Raw genomic sequence first — 25,077 nt, 5'->3', positions numbered from 1 at the left:
TTAAAATGAGTTCAACATTACATGCTACAACAATATTTGCAATTAGACACAATGGACATTCTGCAATGGCAGGAGATGGACAAGTGACATTAGGCGAACAAGTTATCATGAAACAAACTGCTAGAAAAGTGCGTAGGCTTTATCATGATAAAGTTGTTGCTGGTTTTGCTGGTAGTGTTGCCGATGCGTTTACATTATTTGAAAAATTTGAAGTTAAGTTACAAGAATATAGTGGTAATTTAACGAGAGCTGCTGTAGAGCTTGCCCAAGAGTGGAGAGGCGACAAAATGTTGCGTCAGTTAGAGGCAATGTTAATCGTTATGAATGAAACGGATCTACTTGTAGTAAGTGGTACTGGCGAAGTGATAGAACCTGATGATGGCATAATCGCCATCGGATCTGGTGGGAACTATGCGCTAAGCGCTGGTCGGGCATTGAAATCATATGCCCCTAATTTATCAGCTAGAGAAATTGCTGAAGCTTCATTGAATACTGCAGCAGATATTTGTGTATTTACTAACCATGAAATCAGAGTAGAAGAAATTTAAATGGAGGGTTCCAGGTTGTCACAAAATCAATTAAAAATGACACCACATGATATTGTTGATCGTTTAAATGATCACATCATTGGTCAACAAGATGCAAAACGAAAAGTTGCAATTGCATTAAGAAACAGATATAGAAGAAGTTTATTAGAAGAACAGTTAAGAAATGAAATCATCCCTAAAAATATATTGATGATTGGACCAACAGGTGTTGGTAAAACAGAAATTGCTAGAAGAATGGCTAGACTTGTAGGTGCACCATTTGTAAAAGTTGAAGCAACAAAATTCACAGAAGTCGGATATGTCGGACGTGATGTGGAAAGTATGATACGTGATTTAGTTGAAGTTGGTCGACGTATCGTTAAAGAAGAAAAGAAAAAAGGTGTATTAGAGGATGCAAAGAAAAAAGCGAATGAACGTTTAGTGAAACTACTCGTTCCGAGCATGAAGAAAAAAGCGCAAACTAATACAGGTAATCCATTAGAATCTTTATTCGGCGGTCAATTTCCAAACTTTAATCAACAACAAGAAGAGGAAGAAGCACCAACAGAAGAAATCAAAACAAAACGTGAAGATATAAAGAAACAACTTCTTAATGGAGAATTAGAAGAGGAAATAGTAAAAATTAAAGTAGAACAAGAACAACAATCATTAGGCATGATGGGTATGGAAAATAATCCGCAAATGCAAGACATGCTTTCTCAAATGATGCCGAAGAAAAAAATAGAAAGAAACTTGCCTGTTAAATCTGCTAGAAAAATCTTAATCGACGAAATTGCGAATGAATTAATCGATCAAGAATCAGTGAACGAAGAAGCAATTCAACTTACTGAACAAATGGGCATGGTCTTTATAGATGAAATTGATAAAATTGCTGTAAGTAATAACAGTGGTGGACAAGATGTTTCACGACAAGGTGTACAAAGAGATATTTTACCAATTGTTGAAGGTAGTGTAATCCAAACTAAATATGGTTCTGTGAATACTGAACATATTTTATTTATTGGCGCAGGTGCCTTCCACATGTCGAAACCGAGCGATTTAATCCCAGAATTACAAGGGAGATTCCCAATCCGTGTTGAGTTAGAAAGTTTAACTACAGAAGATTTTGTGAAAATATTAAAAGAACCAAAACAATCTCTTCTTGAACAATATAAAGCATTACTTGAAACTGAAATGGTTACTATAAACTTTACAGATGATGCAATTAACAGATTAGCTGAGATTGCATTCCAAGTTAATCAAGAAACAGATAATATTGGTGCTCGAAGATTACACACGATATTAGAAAAAATGTTAGAAGACTTATCTTTTGAAGCTTCTAATATGCCAAATGCAGTAGTAGATATTACACCTGAATATGTAAATCAAAAATTAGAATCAATCGCAACGAATAAAGATTTAAGTGCATTTATATTATAAAAAAAGGAGCAAAAATTAAATGAGTTTATTATCAAAGACAAGAGAATTAAATACATTACTACAAAAACATAAAGGGATAGCTGTAGATTTTAAAGACATGGCTAAAACAATAAGTGATGTAACAGTAACAAATGTTTTTATCGTTTCAAGAAGAGGTAAAATTTTAGGTTCAAGTTTAAATGAATTATTAAGCAATGATAGAATTATACAAATGTTAGAAGATAGACATATACCAAAAGAATACACTGACCAATTAATGCACGTAAGCCAAACTAAAGAAAACATTGGAATTGATGATGTGTTAACTGTTTTCCCACCAGAAAACAAAGAATTATTTGAAGATAGCCAAACAACTATTTTCCCGATTTTAGGTGGTGGTGAACGCTTAGGTACTTTGGTTGTTGGACGTGTTACTCAAGACTTTAACGACAACGATTTAGTTTTAGGTGAATATGCAGCGACTGTTATCGGTATGGAAATATTAAGAGAAAAGCATAACGAAATTGAACAAGAAGCTCGAGATAAAGCTGCTATTAATATGGCAATCAACTCTTTATCTTATTCTGAAAGAGAAGCAATTGAACATATCTTTGAAGAATTAGGTGCTCCAGAAGGATTACTAGTTGCATCTAAAGTAGCTGACCGTGTTGGTATAACTAGATCAGTTATTGTAAATGCTTTAAGAAAACTTGAAAGTGCTGGCGTTATTGAATCACGCTCGTTAGGTATGAAGGGTACGTTCATAAGAATTAAAAAAGAACGTTTCTTAGATGAGTTAGGAATAACTAAATAAAAATACTTGATGAGTTAAGCTAAATATGATATATTTAACAACGGCTGAAAAAGCCAAATTCACACATATTCACGTAAATTATAGTTTGGTGCAACATTTTGATTGTTGTTACTATAATATGTGATTATGGCGGAATAAAACCAATTAGGAGGAATTTATTATGGCAGTTATCTCAATGAAACAATTGCTAGAAGCAGGAGTTCACTTCGGTCACCAAACACGCCGTTGGAACCCAAAAATGAAAAAGTATATCTTTACTGAAAGAAACGGTATCTACATTATCGACCTACAAAAAACAGTTAAAAAAGTTGATGAAGCATACAACTTTATTAAATCTGTTTCAGAAGAAGGCGGTAAAGTATTATTCGTAGGTACTAAAAAACAAGCACAAGAGTCAGTTAAAGAAGAAGCTGAACGTGCTGGTCACTACTACGTTAACCAAAGATGGTTAGGTGGTATCTTAACTAACTATAAAACAATTTCTAAACGTGTAAAACGTATTTCTGAAATTGAAAAAATGGAAGAAGACGGTACATTTGATGTACTACCTAAAAAAGAAGTTGTAGAAATTAAAAAAGAATACGACCGTTTAATCAAATTCTTAGGCGGTATTCGTGATATGAAATCAATGCCTCAAGCATTATTCGTAGTTGACCCTCGTAAAGAGCGTAACGCAATTGCTGAAGCACACAAATTAAACATTCCAATCGTTGGTATTGTTGATACAAACTGTGATCCAGATGAAATCGACTATGTTATCCCTGCGAACGATGATGCTATCCGTGCTGTTAAATTGTTAACTGGTAAAATGGCAGATGCTATTATTGAAGGTCAACAAGGCGTTTCAAATGAAGATGTTGCTGAAGAGCAAAACATCGACTTAAACGAAACTGAACAAGCACCTAAAGAAGAATCAACTGAAACTACTGAAGCATAATTTCAAAAAGGTGATAAGGTTCTATAACTTATCACCTTTTTTTAGAAAGAATTACTAAATTTTTTATAATTGATTATTTATATAAATGGAGGAATTTAATATGGCTATATCAGCTAAACTTGTCAAAGAATTACGTGAAAAAACTGGCGCAGGTATGATGGACTGTAAAAAAGCTTTAACAGAAACAGATGGTGACATCGATAAAGCGGTAGACTTTTTACGTGAAAAAGGAATTGCTAAAGCAGCTAAAAAAGCTGACCGTGTAGCAGCAGAAGGTACAACATATGTTGCTTCTAAAGGTAACGAAGCTGTAATCCTTGAATTAAACTCTGAAACTGACTTTGTTGCTCGTAACGAAGGTTTCCAAAACTTAGTAAAAGAAATGGCTGATCATATTCTTGAAGTTAAACCAGCTGATGTTGATGAATTAAACGCTTCTAAATTAGCTAATGGACAAACTGTAGAAGAAAAAATGAATGAAGCTATTTCAACTATTGGTGAAAAATTAACTTTACGTAGATTCACTATAAAAACTAAAACAGATAACGATGCATTCGGCGAATACCTACACATGGGTGGACGTATCGGTGTGTTAACTCTTGTTGAAGGTTCTACTAATGCTGAAGCTGCTAAAGACGTTGCTATGCACATCGCAGCTTTAAACCCTAAATTTGTTTCTCGTGACCAAGTTTCTGAAGAAGAATTAGAGCACGAAAAAGAAATTCTTAAACAACAAGCATTAAACGAAGGCAAACCTGAAAATATCGTTGAAAAAATGGTAGAAGGTAGAATGCGTAAATATTTAGAAGAAATCTGTGCTGTAGACCAAGCATTTGTTAAAAACCCAGATCAAACTGTTGCTGAATTCTTGAAAACAGATGGCGGCGTGCTTGTAGATTTCGTTCGTTACGAAGTTGGGGAAGGTATCGAAAAACGTTCTGATAACTTTGCTGATGAAGTAAAAGGACAAATGGGAGGTAACTAAGGTTACCTTTTGAAAGAAGACACGTCTTGTGTCTTCTTTCGTTATATTAAGACCTAATTATAAGCATAGAGAGGGATCGAGATGACAAAAAATTCTAAATATAAACGCGTCGTTCTTAAATTAAGTGGAGAAGCCTTAGCCGGAGATTCAGGTTTTGGTATTAACCCAGTTGTAATAAAAAGTATTGCTCAACAAGTTTCAGAAGTAGCTCAAATGGACTGCGAAGTTGCAGTTATTGTTGGTGGCGGAAACATTTGGAGAGGAAAAACAGGTAGCGATTTAGGAATGGATCGCGGTACAGCTGATTATATGGGTATGTTGGCGACAGTAATGAATGCTCTAGCTTTACAAGACAGTTTAGAACAATTGGACTGTGATACAAGAGTATTAACATCAATAGAAATGAAACAAGTTGCAGAGCCTTATATTAGAAGACGTGCAATCCGTCATTTAGAAAAAAAGAGAGTCGTTATATTTGCAGCAGGTATCGGCAATCCGTATTTCTCAACTGATACAACTGCAGCATTAAGAGCTGCTGAAGTTGAAGCTGATGTTATCTTAATGGGTAAAAATAATGTAGATGGTGTTTATTCTGCTGACCCTAAAAAAGATCCTAATGCAGAAAAATACGAAAGATTGACATATATTCAAATGTTACAAGAAGGATTACAAGTGATGGATTCAACTGCATCATCGTTTTGTATGGACAACGACATCCCACTTGTTGTATTCTCGATAATGGAAGAAGGAAATATTAAACGTGCCGTTCAAGGTGAAGAAATCGGTACGATTATTACAAAATAAACACGAGGTGTAAATTCCATGGCAGATGTTATTAAAGAAACAAAGTCAAAAATGAATAAAACAATAGAAAGCTTTAGTAGAGATTTAGCTGGGATTAGAACTGGTCATGCAAATGCGAATCTTTTAGACAGAGTGAATGTTGAGTATTATGGTGTACCAACACCAATTCAACAATTAGCTGGTATATCTGTACCAGAAGCTCGTTTGTTAGTTGTTCAACCATATGATAAATCTTCTGTTGAAGATGTATTGAAAGCAATTAATGCAGCAAATCTTGGGGTAAACCCAACAAGTGATGGTACAGTAATTAGAATCACTGTTCCTGCATTAACTGAAGAAAGAAGAAAAGAATTAGTTAAAGAAGCTAAAAAAGAAGCTGAAAACGCTAAAGTTGCAATCCGTAATGTAAGACGTGATTCAAACGAAGACTTGAAAAAACAAGAAAAAAATGGCGACATTTCAGAAGATGACTTAAGAACTCAAACTGACAAAGTTCAAGAAGTAACAGACGACTTCATTAAGCAAATAGATGACTTAACTACTGAAAAAGAAAAAGATATTCTAGAAATCTAAAGATATGGGCTGTACCAAATCAGACTTTGGTACAGTTTTTTTCTTTATATACACAGAATGCTTCTTTTTGTGATAAAATGTATTACGATATGTTTAATTCAAATACATATAAATTCGCGTTTGTTTGATGGAGGACGCTATGATAAAAAAGTTTATAAAGCAAAAACAACAAATAAATAATGATAATATTTTAACTATTCCAGAACATATAGCAATCATAATGGATGGAAATGGACGATGGGCTAAAAATAAAAAAATGCCCCGAATAAAAGGCCATTATGAAGGGATGCAAACTGTTAAAAAAATCACGAGAAAAGCTAATGATTTAGGTGTGAAATACTTAACGTTATATGCTTTTTCAACTGAAAATTGGAGTAGACCCGAAGACGAAGTCAATTATATTATGAAATTGCCAGTAGATTTCTTAAAAACATTTTTACCAGAACTAATCGAAAAAAATGTAAAAGTATCGACTATAGGTTTTTCAGATCAATTGCCGAATCATACTAAAAAAGCAATAAATGAGGCAATTAATAAAACAAAAGATAATACAGGATTAAATTTAATTTTTGCTTTAAATTACGGTGGAAGAGCAGAAATTTTAAATGCAGTTAAAAAACTATATCAAGAAATCGATGCGGGTCGAATGTCTATAGATGATTTAACAGAAAAAAATATAGAGGATAATTTATTTACTTCAGACATTCCTGATCCAGAATTATTAATACGTACTTCTGGAGAGGAAAGATTGAGTAATTTCTTAATATGGCAATCATCATATAGTGAATTTGTATTTACTAAAACACTATGGCCAGATTTCGATGAACAATCACTTATAGATTGTTTAAAAATTTATCAGTCAAGACAACGTAGGTTTGGTGGGCTGTAAAGGAGAAAAAAATGAAAACAAGAACAATATCCGCAATCGTTGCGTTGGCTGTATTTCTCCCAGTTGTAATTTATGGGGGAGTACCTGTCATAATACTCGCTTATTTACTTGCGTTAATTGCGCTCAAAGAAATACTAAATATGAATAATTTAACGATTATTTCAATACCGGGCTTTTTGTCGGTTGCTTCATTATGTATTATTTTATTACCGCAAGAGCTTATACAACATAATATAGAATTTCAACTACAATTGTTGATTATTATGAGCTTCTTGATGTTGAGCTACACTGTTATGTCTAAGAACAGGTTTAATTTTATGGACGCTGCTTTTTGTACGCTCTCAGTTGTTTATATAGGTATTGGCTTTATGTATTTTTACGAAACTAGAGAGCATGGTTTACACTTCATACTGTTCGCATTATTAGTCGTATGGTTAACAGATACAGGTGCATATATATTTGGCCGATTGTTTGGTAAACATAAATTATGGCCTCTTATAAGTCCAAATAAGACTATTGAAGGTTTTATTGGCGGTATTATTTCTAGCTTAATTGTTGCTGTTATTTTTGGACAATCTTTTGATATGCATGTATCATTATGGTTACTTATTCCATTAACGATGTTATTAAGCATGTTTGGACAATTAGGCGATTTAGTGGAATCAGGGTTGAAGCGTCATTTTGGTGTGAAAGACTCAGGGAATGTTATGCCAGGACATGGTGGTATACTTGATAGGTTTGATAGCTTTATCTTTGTCTTACCTTTATTGAACTTATTCCTATTTCAAATGTAAGATGAGGTGAATCAAGTGAAAAACATTGCTATTTTAGGAGCAAGTGGCTCGATTGGTCAACAAGCGTTAGATGTTATAAGAGAGCATGCAACTGATTTTAATTTAGTTGCATTTTCTGTTGGAAAAAATATCGCGTACGCACAGAATATTATAAACGAGTTCAAACCTGATATCGTATCTGTACAATATGAAGAAGATATAGAAAAACTTAGCCATTTAGATGTAGAAATAGTATACGGTGATAAAGGGTTATTAGCAGTTTCAACATATCACAAAACAGATTTGTTATTGAATTCAATTTTAGGTAGTATAGGTTTAAAGCCGACAATGGCTGCTATTGAAGCTGGAATTGATATTGCTTTAGCTAATAAAGAAACTTTAGTAGTGGCTGGCGAACTTGTTATGAACAAAGCGAAAGAAAAAAACGTTAAAATATTGCCTGTCGATTCTGAGCATTCTGCTATATTCCAATGTTTACACGGTGAAAATAATCAAAATATTAATAAGCTTATCATTACAGCAAGTGGTGGTTCGTTTAGAGATTTAACTCGAGATGAGTTGAAAGATGTTACGTTAGAAGATGCTTTAAATCATCCTAATTGGTCTATGGGTCAAAAGATCACAATTGATTCAGCAACTATGATGAATAAAGGTCTGGAAGTCATTGAGGCTAAATGGTTATTTGATTTAAATATCGATCAAATAGAAACGATACTCCATAAAGAGAGTATTATACATTCTATGGTTGAATTTAATGATTCTAGCATTATAGCACAGCTTGGTACCCCTGATATGAGAACGCCTATCCAATATGCTTTTACATATCCAGATAGAGCACCTAGAGATGCAGAGAGGCTTAATTTAGCACAAATAGGTCAACTAAATTTCAAAGAGATGGATTTTAATAGATTTAAATGTATTAAATTGGCTTATAAAGCACTTAGTATAGGTGGTACGATGCCAGTAGTGTTAAACGCTGTGAATGAAGTAGCAGTAGGGAAGTTTTTGAATAAGGAAATATCATTTTTAGATATAGAACGAATGATAGAGAAAGAAATGAAAGAGCATCAAGTAATAGCATCTCCAGATTTAGATACTATTTTAAAAATTGATGCAGCATATAAATCTAAGGATTACGGGGTGTAAGCGTGATTTATACAATATTAGCATTTATATTTGTATTTGGTCTCTTAGTTACAGTACATGAATATGGCCATATGTTTTTTGCTAAGCGAGCGGGCATTATGTGCCCTGAATTTGCTATAGGCATGGGCCCGAAAATATATTCTTATAAGAAAAATGAGACGTTGTATACGATTAGACTATTACCTGTTGGTGGTTATGTCAGAATGGCCGGTGATGGCTTAGAACAAAATCCACTAACACCTGGTATGCACATCGCAATTAAATTGAATGATCAAAATGAAATTACTCATGTTATTATGGACGACCAACATAAATTCCAACAAATTGAGCATATAGAAATTAAAGATAGCGATTTTGAAAAGGATATTTATATTGAAGGTATAACTGCAAGTGATGAAGAAAGACATCATTTTAAAATTGCGAGAGAAGCATATTTTGTTCAAAATGGTGATTTAATTCAAATAGCACCTAAAGATAGACAATTAATGAGTAAAAAGCCTTACCAAAGATTTTTAACATTGTTTGCAGGGCCATTATTCAACTTTATTTTAGCTCTAGTTATTTTTATAGGTTTAGCTTATTGGAATGGCGTACCTACAAATGACCCTGTGTTTGGTGATTTAGAAAAAGGTGGTCCTGCACAAACAGCAGGTATTAAAAAGGGCGATGAAATAAAGACAGTTGATGGTAAGAAAATAGATAAGTTTACCGATATTCAACCAATATTTAAAGAAAAGAAAGAAAAACCAGTTGAAATAAAAGTAGATCGTGATGGTCAGGAAAAATCTTTTAAAGTTGCAGCTGAAAAACAAAAATTAGAAGTAGCGAAAGATGAGTACGAAACAAAATATATGATTGGTGTAGCCCAACCTACTGAACATACTGTATTTGGGCCACTATTAGCAGGTATTGAAAAAACTGTAGTAGCAGGTAAAGTTATTTTCTTAGCAGTAACTAATTTGATAGGCAGTATATTTACAGGTGACTTCTCGTTTGACATGTTGAATGGCCCAGTCGGAATATACAGTAATGTCGATACAGTTGTTAAACAAGGATTTGTTACATTAATGGGCTTTACAGCTTTACTAAGTGTTAACTTAGGTATAATGAATTTACTACCTATACCAGCTTTGGATGGTGGTAGATTGCTATTTGTTATATATGAAATGATATTTAGAAAGCCGATTAACAAGAAGGCCGAAATGGTAATGTTATCTATTGGGGCTGTATTTTTAATATTCGTGATGATTATGGTTACGTGGAATGACATTCAACGGTACTTCATGTAACGAACAGGAGGAAAAAAATGAAACAATCAAAAGTATTTATACCTACACTGAGAGAAGAACCAGCTGAAGCTGAATCAATCAGTCATAAATTTCTACTTAAATCTGGTATGATCAAACAAAATGCTAGAGGTATATATAGTTATTTACCTACTGCTAAACGTGTATTAAATAAAATTGAACGAATTGTTCGAGAAGAAATGGAAAGAATTGATGGCGTGGAAGTTCTAATGCCTGTACTTCAACCTTCAGAATTATGGGAAGAATCAGGTAGATGGGAAGCTTACGGTTCAGAATTAATGAGATTAAAAGACCGAAATAATCGTGACTTTGCTCTTGGACCAACACATGAGGAAATTATTACATCATTAGTACGTGATGAATTGAAATCATATAAACGTTTACCAATAACATTATTCCAAATTCAATCTAAATTTAGAGATGAAAAACGCCCACGTTTCGGTTTATTACGTGGAAGAGAGTTTATCATGAAGGATGCGTATTCTTTCCATTCTGATGAAGAGTCATTAGATGAAACATATAACGATATGTATAATGCGTATCATAATATATTTACTAGAGTTGGGCTGAAATTCAGACCTGTATTAGCAGATTCCGGTGCTATTGGTGGCGATCATACACACGAATTTATGGCGTTAGCTGAAATTGGTGAAGATACAATCGTTTATAGTGATTCAACTGATTTTGCAGCAAATATTGAAAAAGCTGAAGTCGTGTATACACCAAACCCTGAACATACAGAAATTAAAGAATTAGAAAAAGTAGAAACACCTGATGTAAAAACTGCACAGGCGTTAGCAGACTTCTTAAATGTAACGTTAGATAGAATCATTAAATCTATGATTATTAAAGTTGATGACGAGTATGTCATGATATTAATTAGAGGTCATCATGAATTAAATGATGTTAAGTTGAAAACATTCTTTAAAACTGAAAATATTGAGTTAGCAACTGAAACAGAAATAGAAAATATTATGGGAGCAAAACCAGGTAGCTTAGGCCCAGTTAATGTTGATAAAATAAAAATTTATGCTGACCAATTTATACAAGATATTAATAACCTTGCAGTAGGTGCTAACGAAGATGGCTATCATTATTTAAATGCTAACGTTGATAGAGACTTTAAAGTTGAAGCATATGGTGACTTTAGATTTATACTTGAAGGTGAAGCTTTGCCTAATAACTTAGGGAATGCAAAATTCGCTGAAGGTATAGAGGTTGGACAAGTGTTTAAACTTGGTACAAAATATTCAGAAAGCATGAATGCTACATTCCTTAACGAGCAAGGAAGAGCACAACCATTAATTATGGGTTGCTACGGAGTAGGTATTTCTAGAACTTTATCAGCAGTTATAGAACAACACCATGATGATAATGGTATTATATGGCCAAAAGCAATTTCACCATATGATTTACATTTAATCGCAATTAATCCTAAACAGGAAGCACAAAAAGAACTTTCAGATCAAATATATGAACAATTAAGAGAGAAATTTGATGTTTTATATGACGACCGTAAAGAACGTGCTGGCGTTAAATTTAACGACGCTGATTTAATTGGATTACCTGTTCGTATTATGGTTGGTAAAAAAGCTTCTGAAGGTATAGTAGAAGTGAAACGCCGTGATAATACGGAAAGCCAAGAAGTACATGTTGATGAAATTGAAGAAGTAATCAAAGCATATTACGATGCAGTGAAATAAACTGATAAGAAGTATAAAATCTGATATAATATAAGATATTTAAAGAGGCTAATATGAAAAATAGCCTCTTTTTCATTTTGATGAAGGTGGTCGTGCAATTGTCAATGACAGGAAAAGAAAAATTCCAAACGTTACTCACACAATTGAACATAACAGATGAACTTGATAAAGAAATAGTTGGACAAGGTGAATTAACACGTATAAATGTCTCTCAATCTAAAAGATTATGGCATTTTTATATAAAGTTACCATACTATTTATCAAGTGAAATGTATCTAGTTTTTACAAATCAACTGCAAAGTGTATTTCAAAGCATTGCACAAGTTGATTGGACAATTGAAGTGGAAAATAAGGAACAAATAGATGAGCATATCTTAAAATATATGCCACATTGTATAGATGGTACGGGTATTAGTGATAAAGTTAAACATCAGTTAAAACAAAAGCCTATTATTTTCTCTGATGATGTAGTTAAAGTGCAAGTGAATAATGATGTTGAACGTGATTATTTTGAAAAAAGAGTGAATGGCTCTTTAGTTCAAGCACTGAAGAAATGCGGATTTAATATCAGTCGTGTTGTATTTGAAACGATGGATAATGAAGAACAAATGAGAAGAGAGTTGGAATCATTTGAAGCTCATATTCAACAAGAAGATGAAGAAGCAGCACGCATTGCATCTGAGAAAATGGAAAGAATGAAGAAAGAGAAAGCCGAATCTGGCGGGGATGAAAATGCTGTTGCTAGATGTCAAATAGGTAAAGATATTACTGTAGATAGCATTAGAAAAATTGAAGATATTATTGAAGAAGAATTCAAAGTTGCACTAGAAGGTGTGATTTTTGATATAGAAATGAAAGAGTTGAAGAGTGGTAGACATATTGTAACGTTAAAAATTACAGACTACACAGATTCACTTATATTAAAAATGTTTACGCGCAAAGGTAAAGATGATTTAGAGCACTTCAAAGCGTTAAAAGTAGGTACTTGGGTTCGTGCTCAAGGTAGAATTGAACAAGATCAATTTATTAGAGATCTTGTCATGATGATGACAGATATACATGAAATTAAAAAAGCACCTAAACTTGATAAAGCACCAGATAAGCGTGTTGAACTACATTTACATACATCAATGAGTCAAATGGATGGTATTACTCACATCGGTAAATACGTAGAACAAGCTGCTAAATGGGGTCATAAAGCAATCGCAATAACTGACCACAACGGTGTACAAGGATACCCAGATGCCCACGCAGCTGCGTTGAAAAATGATATAAAAATGATTTATGGCATGGAAGGTATGCTTGTCGATGACGGTGTACCAATTGCATATAAATCACAAGATATTCCTTTAAAGACAGCTACTTATATAGTATTTGACGTTGAGACTACGGGTTTATCCAGTCAATATGATCAAATTATTGAGTTAGCAGCAGTTAAAGTGAGAAATGGTGAAGTAGTAGACACATTTGAACGATTTTCAGATCCTGGTGAACGTTTATCAGAAACGATTAAAAACTTAACTGGAATTACAGATGAAATGCTTCAAGGACAACCGGATATAGAGACAGTTCTGAGAGATTTCCACGAATTTGTTGGGGATGCAATTTATATCGCCCATAACGCTTCGTTTGATATGGGCTTTATTGATACAGGTTTTGAAAAAATAGGTCTTGGTGCAACTAAAAATGCTGTTATCGATACATTAGAATTATCAAGAACTGTGAATACAGAGTATGGTAAACACGGGTTGAACTTCTTAGCTAAAAAGTATGGCGTCGAGTTAACTCAACACCATAGAGCTATTTACGATGCTGAAACAACAGCACATATTTTTATAAAAATGTTAAAACAGCTCGAAGAGTTAGAGGTATATAATCATAATGAAATTAATGACAGACTTTCCAATGACGAAGCGTATAAGAGAGCTAGACCATCTCATGTTACGCTAATCGTCCAAAACCAAGTTGGCCTTAAAAACTTATTCAAAATTGTAAGTGCTTCGTTAGTAGACTATTTTTATCGTACACCGCGAATACCGCGTTCATTATTAAATGAGCACCGAGAAGGTATACTTGTTGGAAGTGCGTGTGACGAAGGTGAAGTATTTACAACAGTTATGCAAAAAGACCAAAATGAAGTTGAAAAAGTAGCCCAATATTATGATTATATTGAAGTTCAACCTAAAAGCCTTTACCAAGGTTTATTAGATAGAGAGCTTATAAAAGATAACGAAACAATGGAAGAAATTTATCATAGAATATTAAGTGTGGGCGAAAAATTAAACATTCCAGTTATTGCTACAGGAAATGCGCATTATTTATATGAACAAGATGCAATAGCTCGAAAAATACTTATCGCCTCACAGCCAGGTAATCCATTAAATCGTCAAACTTTACCTAAAGCACACTTTAGAACTACAGATGAAATGCTAGATGAGTTCCATTTCTTAGGTGAAGAGAAAGCTTATGAAATTGTCGTTAAGAATAGTAATGACTTAGCTGATCGTTTAGAAACTGTTGTACCAATTAAAGATGAGTTATATACACCGAATATGGAAGGTGCCAACGAAGAAATTCGAGAAATGAGTTACAATAATGCAAGAGCTTTATACGGAGAAGATTTACCACAAATCGTAATAGACCGTTTAGAGAAAGAACTTGAAAGTATTATTGGTAACGGATTTGCTGTTATTTATTTAATATCGCAAAGATTGGTTAAGAAGTCATTAAACGATGGATACCTAGTAGGGTCACGTGGTTCAGTCGGATCTAGCTTTGTAGCTACTATGACTGAAATTACAGAAGTTAACCCATTGCCACCACATTATATATGCCCTAAATGTAAAGAAAGTCACTTCTTTGACGATGGTTCTGTAGGTTCAGGATTCGACTTACCAGATAAAAAATGTGAAAAATGCGATGTCGAAATGATTAAAGAAGGACAAGATATTCCTTTTGAAACATTCTTAGGTTTCAAAGGAGACAAAGTACCGGATATTGACTTAAACTTTAGTGGTGAATATCAGCCTGAAGCACATAATTATACTAAAGAGTTATTTGGTGAAGATAAAGTATTCAGAGCTGGTACAATAGGTACAGTTGCCGAAAAGACTGCTTTCGGATATGTAAAAGGTTATTTAAACGACCAAGGTATTCATAAAAGAGGGGCAGAGGTTGACCGATTAGTTAAAGGTTGTACAGGTGTTAAGAGAACAACTGGTCAGCACCCAGGAGGTATTATTGTAGTACCTGACTATATGGATATATATGATTTTACACCGATACAATATCCAGCCGATGATCAAAAATCAGCGTGGAAAACAACACACTTTGACTTCCATTCTATTCACGATAATATTCTTAAATTGGATATACTTGGACACGATGATCCAACAATGATTAGAATGTTACAAGACTTATCTGGGATAGATCCTAAGACCATTCCAGTAGATGATAAAGAAACAATGAGAATTTTCAGTACGCCTGAATCATTAGGTGTAACTGAAGAAGATATTTTATGTAAAACTGGAACATTTGGCGTACCTGAATTTGGTACAGGCTTTGTTAGACAAATGCTAGAAGATACAAAACCAACGACATTCTCTGAACTTGTACAAATATCAGGATTATCTCACGGTACGGACGTTTGGTTAGGTAACGCACAAGATTTAATTAAAGCTGGTACTTGTGATTTATCAAGTGTTATCGGTTGTCGTGACGATATTATGGTTTATTTAATGTATAATGGGCTAGAACCGTCGCTTGCCTTTAAAATAATGGAGGCAGTGCGTAAAGGTAAAGGGTTAACAGACGAATTCGAAGAAGCTATGAAAGAAAATAATGTGCCTGATTGGTATTTAGACTCATGTAAAAAAATTAAGTACATGTTCCCTAAAGCCCACGCTGCTGCATATGTATTAATGGCTTTAAGAATTGCATACTTTAAAGTGCATTACCCACTTTACTATTACGCTAGTTACTTTACTGTACGTGCAACAGATTTTGATTTAAAAACTATGACTAGGGATAAAGAGTCAATTAAAACAGTAATAAAAGAATACTATAGCCGATTCCATGAATTAGCTAAAAAAGAAAAAGATGTATTGACTGTATTAGAAATCGCAAACGAAATGGCACACCGTGGATTTAGAATACAACCAGTTAGCTTGGAGAAAAGTGATTCATTTGAATTTAAGATTGAAGGAGATACTTTAATTCCTCCATTCATCGCTGTTCCAGGTCTAGGTGAAAACGTTGCGAAAAGAATCGTCGAAACAAGAGAAGAAGGACCGTTTTTAGCAAAAGAAGATTTAAATAAAAAAGCGGGTGTTTCTCAGAAAGTTATTGAGTATTTAGATGAGTTAGGTTCACTGCCAAATATGCCTGATAAAGCTCAGCTTTCTATTTTTGATTTGTAACGTATATCCTTGAGCATGCCTGATTTATGTGATATACTATTATTGCTTAAAATAATACTCTGACGTTAAAAGAGTGGGACCTTTCCCGCTCTTTTCTGTTTGTATTAAGAGGGAGGTCATTATGAGTAAAGTTGCAGCACAAGTTGAGGAAATTATTCAACCAATACTCGAAACGTTAAATTATGAATTAGTAGATGTAGAATACGTTAAAGAAGGGCAAGATTACTATCTACGTATTGCAATTGATAAAGACGGTGGCGTTGATTTAAACGATTGCACAATTGCCTCTGAAAAGATAAGTGAAGTTATGGATAAAGAAGACCCTATTAAAGAGCCGTATTTTATGGATGTATCTTCTCCAGGTGCGGAACGTCCGTTGAAAAAAGAAAAAGACTATCAAAATGCAATTGAGCAACCTGTATTTATCTCTTTATACGAACATGTTGAAGGAGATAAAGAATGGTTAGGCGTTTTAAAAGAAGTAACTGAAGAAACGATAACACTTGAAGTGAAAATTAAAACAAGAACTAAAAATGTCACGTTGCCTCGCAAAAAAATTGCAAAAGCACGTCGATCCGTAATGTTATAATATAAAGGAGGATACATTGTGAAAAGTAATGAATTATTACTTGCAATTGAATACCTTGAAAAGGAAAAAAGAATACCACGAGAGGTGTTAATTGATGCAATAGAAGCGGCTTTAATTACAGCTTATAAGAAAAATTACGATAGTGCCAAAAATGTTAGAATTGAATTAAATTTAGACGAAGGTACTTACAAAGTAATTTCTAGGAAAGATGTTGTTGAAGACGTTGAAGACTATAAAGGTCAAGTAGCTTTAGACACAGCTTTATTATCTAACCCAGCATATGAAATTGGAGATGTATACGAAGAAGACGTTACACCTAGAGATTTCGGTCGTGTCGGTGCACAAGCAGCAAAACAAGCTGTTATGCAACGTTTAAGAGATGCTGAAAGAGGAATTCTTTATGATGAATTTATCGATAAAGAAGATGATATTGTAACAGGTGTAATTGACCGTGTAGATCACCGTTATGTTTATGTTAATTTAGGTCGTACAGAAGCTGTACTTTCAGAAGCTGAAAGAAGTCCTAATGAACAATATTTACCGAACGAACGCATAAAAGTTTATGTAAACAAAGTTGAACAAACTACTAAAGGACCACAAATTTTTGTATCACGCACTCATCCAGGGCTTTTAAAACGTCTATTTGAGCAAGAAGTACCAGAAATATATGATGGTACTGTTATTGTTAAATCAGTAGCAAGAGAAGCTGGTGACCGTTCTAAAATCAGTGTAACATCAGATAATGGTGATATTGATGCTGTTGGTGCATGTGTTGGTGCTAAAGGTGTTCGTGTTGAAGCTGTAGTTAATGAATTAGGTGGAGAAAAAATTGATATTGTAGAATGGGACGAAGATCCAAGAGTGTTCGTAAGAAATGCTTTAAGTCCTTCTCAAGTTGTCGAAGTTTTAGTTGATGAAGAGAACCAATCTACAACAGTTGTTGTACCAGATTATCAATTATCTTTAGCTATTGGTAAAAGAGGGCAAAACGCACGTCTTGCTGCTAAATTAACTGGTTGGAAAATTGATATAAAATCAGAATCAGACGCAAGAGAAGCTGGAATTATTTCAACTGAAGAATCATAAAGTGAGGTGATTTTGTCATGAAAAAGAAAAAAATACCAATGCGCAAATGTATACTTTCAAATGAAATGAAACCTAAAAATGATATGATTCGTGTAGTAAAGAATAAAGAAGGCGAAATCAAAGCTGACGCTACAGGTAAAGCACCTGGACGTGGCGCATATGTTTCAAAAGATTTAGAAATCGTAGAAAAAGCACAAGAACAAGGTAAGTTGGAACGCTATTTTGATAGCAATAAATCAACACTTGAACCTGTGTATAAAGAAATCATTCGATTAATCTATCGAGAGCGTATACCTAAATGAATATAAGTAAAAAAGATCAAATTTTAAACCTTCTTGGACTAGCGACAAGAGCTAGAAAAATTAAGACTGGTGAAGAAATTGTTATAAGCGAAATAAGACGAGGAAATGTAAAACTTGTCATACTTTCAGAAGATGCTGCAGCAAACGTTACAAAAAATATAAAAAATAAATGTGCAACTTATCATGTAACACTTTTAACATTTGCTACACGCTTTGAATTAGGCTACGCAATTGGAAAAGAAAGCAGAGTGGTGTTGGGCATAACTGACATTGGATTTAGCAAGAAGCTAAAAACGATGATTCATGATTTTCATGAGGAGTGAGTATATGAGTAAAAAAAGAATATATGAGTATGCAAAAGAAGTTAACTTAAAGAGTAAAGATATTATAGATGAATTAAAGAAAAACGGTGTAGAAGTATCAAATCACATGCAAGCACTAGAGGAGAACGACATTAAAACATTAAATAAAGCGTTTAAAAAACAAGAGGCAACTAAGCCAGAAACAGCTAAAAAAGAACAAACAAGTACTCACGCAAATTCAAATTCAAATAAACCAAACAATAATCAATCAAATCAAAACAACAAGAACAATAAAAATAACAACAAGCCAAAAAATAAAAAACAACAAAAGAAAAATCAAAAGAATAATAAACAAAGTAACCAACAACAGCCTAAAGAAGTTGTACAAGAAACACCTTCATTAATTACTTATGAAGAAGGTATCACAGTTGGTGAACTATCTGAAAAAATTAATAAAGATGCTTCAGAAATTATTAAAAAATTATTCTTACTTGGTATTGTTGCGAACATTAACCAAGCATTAGACACTGAAACTGTAGAATTGATTTGTGCGGATTATGATATTGAAGCTGAATTAGAAGTACATGTTGATGCAACAGATTTAGAAAATTATTTCGAAGATGAAGAAGCTGATGATGCTCGATTAGTAGAACGTCCAGCAGTTGTAACAATTATGGGACACGTTGACCACGGTAAAACAACATTACTAGATTCAATTCGTCACACTCGTGTTACAGCTGGTGAAGCGGGCGGTATTACTCAACATATCGGTGCTTACCAAATCGAAAACAACGACAAAAAAATCACATTCTTAGATACACCAGGACATGCTGCGTTTACAACTATGCGTGCACGTGGTGCCCAAGTAACTGATATTACTGTATTAGTAGTAGCAGCTGATGATGGTGTAATGCCTCAAACTATTGAAGCGATTAACCATGCTAAAGCAGCAGAAGTACCTATTATTGTTGCAGTAAACAAAGTTGATAAACCAACAGCAAATCCAGACAGAGTAAAACAAGAACTTGGTGAGCATGGATTATTCCCTGAAGACTGGGGTGGCGATACAATATTCGTTCACTTATCTGCTATACAACGTGAAGGAATAGACGAATTGTTAGAAATGATTGGTCTAGTTTCTGAAATTGAAGAATTAAAAGCTAATCCTGACCGTGCAGCAGTTGGTACTGTAATCGAAGCAGAATTAGATAAATCTCGCGGACCTGCCGCTTCTTTATTAGTACAAAATGGTACATTAGAAGTTGGAGATTCACTTGTAGTTGGTAACACATATGGACGTGTACGTGCTATGGTGAGTGACTTAGGTAAGCGTATCAAAACAGCTGGTCCATCTACACCTGTTGAAATTACAGGATTACATGATGTACCACAAGCTGGAGATAGATTTGTAGTATTCAAAAATGAAAAACAAGCTCGTCAAATTGGTGAAAAACGTCAACAAGAAAATATCTTGAAACAACGTCAAGATAGTAAGAGTGTTTCTTTAGATAACTTGTTCGAACAAATGAAACAAGGTGAAATGAAAGACTTAAATATTATTATTAAAGGTGATGTACAAGGTTCAGTAGAAGCTTTAGCAGCATCATTAATGAAAATTGACGTTGACGGTGTAAACGTACGTATTATTCATACAGCAGTAGGTGCAATTAATGCATCTGACGTTACATTGGCAGCAGCATCAAATGGTATTATTATTGGATTTAACGTAAGACCAGATGCAGGCGCTAAACGTGCAGCAGAAGAAGAAAACGTAGATATGAGATTACACCGCATTATCTATAAAGTAATCGAAGAAATCGAATCAGCTATGAAAGGATTATTAGATCCTGAATACGAAGAACAAGTAATTGGACAAGCTGAAGTACGTCAAACGTTCAAAGTATCAAAAGTTGGTACGATTGCAGGTAGTTACGTAACAGATGGTAAAATTACTAGAGATGCAAGCGTACGTATCATTCGTGACGGAATCGTAATCTTTGAAGGTGAATTAGATACATTAAAACGTTACAAAGATGACGCTAAAGAAGTTGCGACTGGATATGAATGTGGTATCACTATTGAAAAATTCAATGACATTAAAGAAGGCGACATTTTTGAAGCGTTCAAGATGGTTGAAATTGAAAGAAAATAATAATTATAAAAGCAGTGAAGAATCTATAAAGATAGATTCTTCACTGCTTTTTTTAGTTAAAAATGAGATGATATTTTTATATAATCTTCAATTTTGTTCGTGAATGCTTGCCTAGGGTATGGTTCGATCTTATAGTCTCTCACACATACTATTCCCTCGGGCGTCAGCATTTTACAAAATCGTGAATTAGGAATTGCCTTAATAGAAATAAATATAAGCAAAAGAGCTAGGGACATAAAACCTAGCTCGTTTTGGATGAGCTTGATCAAAATAAAGAGTTGATATTTTAGTTGGATTTACAATTACGTAAATCCAATTATATGCGCCCTTATTGGATTTTCTACCTCAATAATCCAAGTAGACACACTTTTATTGTATTTTCTACTTCAATAATCCAACTACGCACACTTTTATTGGATATACTAAGACAATAATCCAACTAACCATGCTCTTATTGTATTTTCTACTTCAATAATCCAAGTAGACACACTTTTATTGGATTTTCTATAACAATAATCCAAGTACGCACACTTTTATTGGATTTACTAAGACAATAATCCAACTAACCATACTCTTATTGGATTTACTCCGACAATAATCCAAGTAGACACACTTTTATTGTATTTTCTATAACAATAATCCAACTAAACATGCTCTTATTGTATTTTCTACTTCAATAATCCAAGTAGACACACTTTTATTGGATTTACTCCGACAATAATCCAAGTACACACGCTCTTATTTGATTATGAAAATTGGTATAATAATTTTAGATCCTATTTTTTCAATATAATATTTTACACGTATGGCATTTTAAGAATTTCACGTGGAAGGTGTCTAATTAGCTGTTGAAATATGAAAACTGAAAAAGAATTATGGAGAGGGCAATAGATTTAAAGTATAGATTCCTAAAAAGATGTAAAAAGCGATTTGGATGAAATAGTATAAAAGTAAGGAAGGTGTTCACTATGGGAGAAGTTATTAAAAAAGCTATTCCTGTAAGTCAAGTAGCAAAAGATTATTTGAAGAACAATAAAGCTAGAAATAATTTTGATATCGAAGCAGATGTTGCTAAAGAGCTTTTAAATAATAATGTGGTTAGTCATCAGTCAGATTTTGTTTGTGCAACTGAAGGGTGTACAGCACCTATCACATGCTGTTCGTATAAACGGATGAATAAAAAAGCACCTTATTATAAAAATCATTATGAAAAACAAAATAAGCATGCTGAACATTGTATGTATCATCCTAATAAATATGAATATAGAGAACAAAAAGTTGATGATAAAAATAAAAAGTATATTGATAGAAAGAATAATAAAGTTATATCAAGGTTTTCTTCAAGGAATGGTTTTGAGCCACCTAAATCAAGTAATAAAAAACAAAGTAATGATAGTTCTATATCAAATAGTACTGAAATTGAAAGTAGAACTAGAAGTATTAAAGGATCAAACCAAAAGCGTTATAGAAAGATATCGGAAAATAAAACAAGTTTACAGTATCATGCAGAAATGTTTGAAAGCAATCCTAATATGATGATAGTTAGTTACGATACAGGTAGAGAAATTCCTATAGAATATCTTTTTAAGTCAATACAACGTAATACCTTGTTTGATAAAAATAGTGAGGAGTTAAGCTACATATATTATGGAGATGCTTGGGTTAATGAACAAGACGATACCACATTCAGGATAAACTTTATAGATGAAATAAATATAAATGAGAAACAAATGAAGCCTAGTTTTTTCGTTAAAATAAATGATTTAAAAAGTGTTAATAAAGAAGTGTTAGAAGCATTCAAACAAAAAAGTAACTTAATTTGTAGAGTTTATATTACTTATAAATTTTATATACATTCATCTAAAGGAGTAGAATATTTAAATTTTGCGGAGTTTGTAACAGGAGCAAGATTGTCAGAAAACACAAAACATCTAAAACATAATATATATATGAAAGTAAAAAGAAGAAAATACACTTAGAATTTAAAATTATTTGTTATAGGATGTAAATGTATGAGAGAACTTTATTGTACAATATACTATAAAACGGGTTATTAGAGGTCAATTTAATAGATAAAGAAATTAAGTTGTTTATTGACGATGGATTAGACTGGTGACCTTTATGAAGTGAACCTCAAAAGTTGAACCAACAATAAAGGAGTTTCGTAAATCTTCTCGAGGAAAATGCAAAGTAAAACGCGAATTAGGAATTGTCTTAATGGCAATAAATATAAGAAAAACAGTAGAAATTCAATTTTAATAATGAATTTCTACTGTTTTTGGATTTTTAGGAGATTTATATCTCAGATCCCTCTAAATTATAAACTTTAAAAAATAAGCATTGTAATATACAGTCCTAATAAAGTAATGAATAGCACAGGGATGGTAATGATAATACCTGTTTTAAAGTATGTTCCCCATTTTATTTTGACACCTTTTTGTGTTAAAACGTGTAACCACAATAATGTTGCTAATGACCCAATTGGTGTTATTTTTGGTCCTAAGTCGGAACCTATAACGTTTGCGTATACCATGCTTTCTTTAATTAAGCCTATTGTATTTGATTGATCAATTGCTATAGCATCTATCAAAACTGTTGGCATATTATTCATGACAGAAGAAAGAAATGCTGCGATAAAGCCCATTCCCATAATACTACTAAATAAGCCATAACCGGCAATATAGTTTAATATATCAGCCAGTATTGTAGTAATCCCTACATTTTTTAATCCAAAGACTACTAAGTACATACCAATAGAAAAAATAACAATGTTCCATGGTGCACCTTTAATAACTGATTTAGTATTAACAGCAGGGGATCTTCTTGCAAGAATCAAGAAGATGATAGCTATTATACCCGCTATAATTGAAACAGGTATATTGATAAATTCACTCACTAAATATCCAGCTAAAAGTACAATTAATACAATCCAAGAAATATTAAATAATTTTTTATCTTTAATCGCTTCATGTGGTGCTTTTATATGAGTAGCATCAAATGTTTTAGGTATAGACGTTCTAAAATATAACCACAATACAACTATACTAGCGATTAAAGAAAAGATATTAGGGATAATCATTCGACCTAAATATTCTAAGAAACTTATATTGAAGTAGTCAGCAGATACGATGTTCACTAAGTTACTTACGATTAAAGGTAAAGAAGTTGTATCTGCTATAAATCCACTCGCTATAATAAATGGAAATATAACTTTCTTGTCGAAACCTAAATGACGAACCATCGCTAAGACTATAGGTGTTAAAATTAACGCAGCTCCATCGTTAGCGAAAAACGCAGCTACAATTGAACCTAGTAACATAATGTATACAAACATTTTAATACCATTGCCTTTTGATGCTTTAACCATATGTATAGCAGACCATTCAAAGAAACCAATTTCATCTAGAATAAGAGATATTAAAATAACTGCTACAAATGTTAAAGTAGCATTCCAAACAATACCCGTAACTTCAAAGACATCAGAAAAACTGACAACACCAGTAATGATAGCTACAATAGCGCCAACTAAAGCAGTAATACCAATATCTAGTCCTTTAGGTTGCCAAATTACAAAAATTAAAGTAATAAGAAAAATGGCGATTGCAAGTATAGTCATGAGTTACATTCACCTTTCTTCATATCCTTACAAATACATTGATGATTAGATGTATGAATAAGCTCAATATTAGAGTTAATTTCTGTTAACAATTCATCATTTAATTTATAAAACCGCTTATTACCATCTTTTCTAGTAAAAACTAGATTCTGATCCACTAAAGATTTCATATGATGACTGAGCGTAGGCTGAGAAAATTCAAAATGTTCCAGAATGTCACAAGCACAAAGCTCACCACAAGATAATAAATCGATAATTTCTAATCTACTAGGATCAGCTAAAACTTTTAATAATGATGCTATTTCTTTATAAGACATATTAAATCCTCCTTCTTAACATTATATAGAATATCATCTATATAGATACTTGTATATATTAAGTGGAAGAAAATTTAAAAATAATAAAAGCCAACCATTAAATACATAATGATTGGCTTTTGTTATTTTGGTTTTTAGCTTTAGGACATTTATGACTTAATTCATTGAAATTAGATCGTGATTAAATTTATACGTAAATTATGAAGCGGCATTATTTTGAATGTTTTTGATTCTAGCAGCGCGTTTGAAGTTTTTTATTATTTTCAACGCTCTTTTACGCGTCTTGATGTTTGGACTTCTCAAATTACGACGAGCTGTTTGTATGTCTGTTTTTTCTGCCATATCGAATCCTCCTTTTAATAAAACGTAATTATTACGATTTAATTTTATATCTTTT

General features: G+C 33.0%; 22 protein-coding genes. 19 read left to right on the top strand and 3 right to left on the bottom strand.

What is annotated here, in order from left to right:
* Window positions 1-5: 5 nt before the first annotated feature.
* From hslV to LQ615_RS04060, 19 genes are all read left to right on the top strand, one after another.
* Complete coding sequence (gene hslV, locus LQ615_RS04150) at window positions 6-548, top strand: ATP-dependent protease subunit HslV (protein ID WP_016998606.1); 543 nt, start codon at window positions 6-8, stop codon at window positions 546-548.
* A gap of 36 nt (window positions 549-584) precedes the next feature.
* Window positions 585-1,967 carry an ATP-dependent protease ATPase subunit HslU gene (hslU, locus tag LQ615_RS04145; protein WP_369964561.1) on the top strand — a complete coding sequence of 461 codons (1,383 nt, stop codon included), beginning with the start codon at window positions 585-587 and terminating at the stop codon, window positions 1,965-1,967.
* 19 nt (window positions 1,968-1,986) lie between these two features.
* Window positions 1,987-2,760 (top strand): GTP-sensing pleiotropic transcriptional regulator CodY, encoded by a 774-nt coding sequence (gene codY, locus LQ615_RS04140; protein WP_016998608.1) that lies wholly within the window; start codon window positions 1,987-1,989, stop codon window positions 2,758-2,760.
* Window positions 2,761-2,920: 160 nt separating this feature from the next.
* Window positions 2,921-3,697, top strand: a complete 777-nt coding sequence (rpsB, locus tag LQ615_RS04135) for a 30S ribosomal protein S2 (protein ID WP_016998609.1) — start codon at window positions 2,921-2,923, stop codon at window positions 3,695-3,697.
* Window positions 3,698-3,797: 100 nt separating this feature from the next.
* Window positions 3,798-4,682, top strand: a complete 885-nt coding sequence (tsf, locus tag LQ615_RS04130; RefSeq protein WP_016998610.1) for a translation elongation factor Ts — start codon at window positions 3,798-3,800, stop codon at window positions 4,680-4,682.
* An 81-nt stretch (window positions 4,683-4,763) separates the two neighbouring features.
* A complete protein-coding gene (pyrH, locus tag LQ615_RS04125; RefSeq protein WP_016998611.1) occupies window positions 4,764-5,486 on the top strand; it encodes a UMP kinase in 723 nt (240 codons plus the stop codon).
* An 18-nt stretch (window positions 5,487-5,504) separates the two neighbouring features.
* The gene (frr, locus tag LQ615_RS04120; protein WP_016998612.1) at window positions 5,505-6,059 is read left to right on the top strand and encodes a ribosome recycling factor; all 555 of its coding nucleotides are present in this window, start codon (window positions 5,505-5,507) and stop codon (window positions 6,057-6,059) included.
* Between the two features lie 139 nt (window positions 6,060-6,198).
* Window positions 6,199-6,948 carry an isoprenyl transferase gene (locus LQ615_RS04115; protein WP_016998613.1) on the top strand — a complete coding sequence of 250 codons (750 nt, stop codon included), beginning with the start codon at window positions 6,199-6,201 and terminating at the stop codon, window positions 6,946-6,948.
* A gap of 11 nt (window positions 6,949-6,959) precedes the next feature.
* A complete protein-coding gene (locus LQ615_RS04110; RefSeq protein ID WP_064204030.1) occupies window positions 6,960-7,742 on the top strand; it encodes a phosphatidate cytidylyltransferase in 783 nt (260 codons plus the stop codon).
* 15 nt (window positions 7,743-7,757) lie between these two features.
* Entirely contained in the window at window positions 7,758-8,888 is a 1,131-nt protein-coding gene (gene dxr / locus LQ615_RS04105) for a 1-deoxy-D-xylulose-5-phosphate reductoisomerase (protein ID WP_064211585.1), read from the top strand.
* Between the two features lie 2 nt (window positions 8,889-8,890).
* The gene (gene rseP, locus LQ615_RS04100) at window positions 8,891-10,177 is read left to right on the top strand and encodes an RIP metalloprotease RseP (protein WP_239703974.1); all 1,287 of its coding nucleotides are present in this window, start codon (window positions 8,891-8,893) and stop codon (window positions 10,175-10,177) included.
* Between the two features lie 17 nt (window positions 10,178-10,194).
* Complete coding sequence (locus tag LQ615_RS04095) at window positions 10,195-11,898, top strand: proline--tRNA ligase (RefSeq protein ID WP_239703973.1); 1,704 nt, start codon at window positions 10,195-10,197, stop codon at window positions 11,896-11,898.
* A 98-nt stretch (window positions 11,899-11,996) separates the two neighbouring features.
* Entirely contained in the window at window positions 11,997-16,316 is a 4,320-nt protein-coding gene (locus LQ615_RS04090) for a PolC-type DNA polymerase III (RefSeq protein WP_016998618.1), read from the top strand.
* A 121-nt stretch (window positions 16,317-16,437) separates the two neighbouring features.
* Window positions 16,438-16,905: a ribosome maturation factor RimP gene (gene rimP, locus LQ615_RS04085; RefSeq protein ID WP_016998619.1), complete on the top strand. Its 468-nt coding sequence runs from the start codon at window positions 16,438-16,440 to the stop codon at window positions 16,903-16,905.
* 18 nt (window positions 16,906-16,923) lie between these two features.
* Window positions 16,924-17,991, top strand: a complete 1,068-nt coding sequence (nusA, locus tag LQ615_RS04080) for a transcription termination factor NusA (RefSeq protein ID WP_016998620.1) — start codon at window positions 16,924-16,926, stop codon at window positions 17,989-17,991.
* A 17-nt stretch (window positions 17,992-18,008) separates the two neighbouring features.
* A complete protein-coding gene (gene rnpM / locus LQ615_RS04075; RefSeq protein ID WP_064204026.1) occupies window positions 18,009-18,293 on the top strand; it encodes an RNase P modulator RnpM in 285 nt (94 codons plus the stop codon).
* On the top strand, window positions 18,290-18,616 hold the full coding sequence (locus tag LQ615_RS04070) for a ribosomal L7Ae/L30e/S12e/Gadd45 family protein (RefSeq protein WP_016998622.1): 327 nt from the start codon (window positions 18,290-18,292) through the stop codon (window positions 18,614-18,616). Before rnpM ends, LQ615_RS04070 begins: the two co-directional genes overlap by 4 nt.
* A 4-nt stretch (window positions 18,617-18,620) precedes the next feature.
* Window positions 18,621-20,747 carry a translation initiation factor IF-2 gene (infB, locus tag LQ615_RS04065; protein ID WP_064211581.1) on the top strand — a complete coding sequence of 709 codons (2,127 nt, stop codon included), beginning with the start codon at window positions 18,621-18,623 and terminating at the stop codon, window positions 20,745-20,747.
* Window positions 20,748-21,715: 968 nt separating this feature from the next.
* On the top strand, window positions 21,716-22,726 hold the full coding sequence (locus LQ615_RS04060) for a hypothetical protein (protein WP_135020950.1): 1,011 nt from the start codon (window positions 21,716-21,718) through the stop codon (window positions 22,724-22,726).
* 347 nt (window positions 22,727-23,073) lie between these two features.
* Here LQ615_RS04060 and arsB read toward each other — a convergent pair whose 3' ends face one another.
* The 3 genes from arsB to LQ615_RS04045 form a co-directional block, all read right to left on the bottom strand.
* Complete coding sequence (arsB, locus tag LQ615_RS04055; RefSeq protein WP_135020952.1) at window positions 23,074-24,363, bottom strand: arsenite efflux transporter membrane subunit ArsB; 1,290 nt, start codon at window positions 24,361-24,363, stop codon at window positions 23,074-23,076.
* Window positions 24,360-24,680, bottom strand: coding sequence for an ArsR/SmtB family transcription factor (locus LQ615_RS04050; RefSeq protein ID WP_016998625.1), 321 nt, complete (start codon window positions 24,678-24,680; stop codon window positions 24,360-24,362). The genes arsB and LQ615_RS04050 overlap by 4 nt, the downstream gene beginning before the upstream one ends.
* A 198-nt stretch (window positions 24,681-24,878) precedes the next feature.
* Window positions 24,879-25,022 carry a putative metal homeostasis protein gene (locus tag LQ615_RS04045; RefSeq protein WP_016998626.1) on the bottom strand — a complete coding sequence of 48 codons (144 nt, stop codon included), beginning with the start codon at window positions 25,020-25,022 and terminating at the stop codon, window positions 24,879-24,881.
* Window positions 25,023-25,077: the final 55 nt, after the last annotated feature.

Origin of the sequence: Mammaliicoccus sp. C-M13, assembly GCF_022386845.1 — a bacterium.
Lineage (GTDB): Bacteria > Bacillota > Bacilli > Staphylococcales > Staphylococcaceae > Mammaliicoccus > Mammaliicoccus lentus.
This window is presented reverse-complemented; position numbering and strand designations above follow the sequence as displayed.

What these genes read in the sequence shown, in the direction of transcription:
- hslV (WP_016998606.1), top strand. Translation starts at nt 6, where the DNA reads ATGAGTTCAACATTACATGCTACAACAATATTTGCAATTAGACACAAT.
- hslU (WP_369964561.1), top strand. Translation starts at nt 585, where the DNA reads ATGACACCACATGATATTGTTGATCGTTTAAATGATCACATCATTGGT.
- codY (WP_016998608.1), top strand. Translation starts at nt 1,987, where the DNA reads ATGAGTTTATTATCAAAGACAAGAGAATTAAATACATTACTACAAAAA.
- rpsB (WP_016998609.1), top strand. Translation starts at nt 2,921, where the DNA reads ATGGCAGTTATCTCAATGAAACAATTGCTAGAAGCAGGAGTTCACTTC.
- tsf (WP_016998610.1), top strand. Translation starts at nt 3,798, where the DNA reads ATGGCTATATCAGCTAAACTTGTCAAAGAATTACGTGAAAAAACTGGC.
- pyrH (WP_016998611.1), top strand. Translation starts at nt 4,764, where the DNA reads ATGACAAAAAATTCTAAATATAAACGCGTCGTTCTTAAATTAAGTGGA.
- frr (WP_016998612.1), top strand. Translation starts at nt 5,505, where the DNA reads ATGGCAGATGTTATTAAAGAAACAAAGTCAAAAATGAATAAAACAATA.
- LQ615_RS04115 (WP_016998613.1), top strand. Translation starts at nt 6,199, where the DNA reads ATGATAAAAAAGTTTATAAAGCAAAAACAACAAATAAATAATGATAAT.
- LQ615_RS04110 (WP_064204030.1), top strand. Translation starts at nt 6,960, where the DNA reads ATGAAAACAAGAACAATATCCGCAATCGTTGCGTTGGCTGTATTTCTC.
- LQ615_RS04095 (WP_239703973.1), top strand. Translation starts at nt 10,195, where the DNA reads ATGAAACAATCAAAAGTATTTATACCTACACTGAGAGAAGAACCAGCT.
- rimP (WP_016998619.1), top strand. Translation starts at nt 16,438, where the DNA reads ATGAGTAAAGTTGCAGCACAAGTTGAGGAAATTATTCAACCAATACTC.
- rnpM (WP_064204026.1), top strand. Translation starts at nt 18,009, where the DNA reads ATGAAAAAGAAAAAAATACCAATGCGCAAATGTATACTTTCAAATGAA.
- LQ615_RS04070 (WP_016998622.1), top strand. Translation starts at nt 18,290, where the DNA reads ATGAATATAAGTAAAAAAGATCAAATTTTAAACCTTCTTGGACTAGCG.
- infB (WP_064211581.1), top strand. Translation starts at nt 18,621, where the DNA reads ATGAGTAAAAAAAGAATATATGAGTATGCAAAAGAAGTTAACTTAAAG.
- LQ615_RS04060 (WP_135020950.1), top strand. Translation starts at nt 21,716, where the DNA reads ATGGGAGAAGTTATTAAAAAAGCTATTCCTGTAAGTCAAGTAGCAAAA.
- arsB (WP_135020952.1), bottom strand. Translation starts at nt 24,363, where the DNA reads ATGACTATACTTGCAATCGCCATTTTTCTTATTACTTTAATTTTTGTA.
- LQ615_RS04050 (WP_016998625.1), bottom strand. Translation starts at nt 24,680, where the DNA reads ATGTCTTATAAAGAAATAGCATCATTATTAAAAGTTTTAGCTGATCCT.
- LQ615_RS04045 (WP_016998626.1), bottom strand. Translation starts at nt 25,022, where the DNA reads ATGGCAGAAAAAACAGACATACAAACAGCTCGTCGTAATTTGAGAAGT.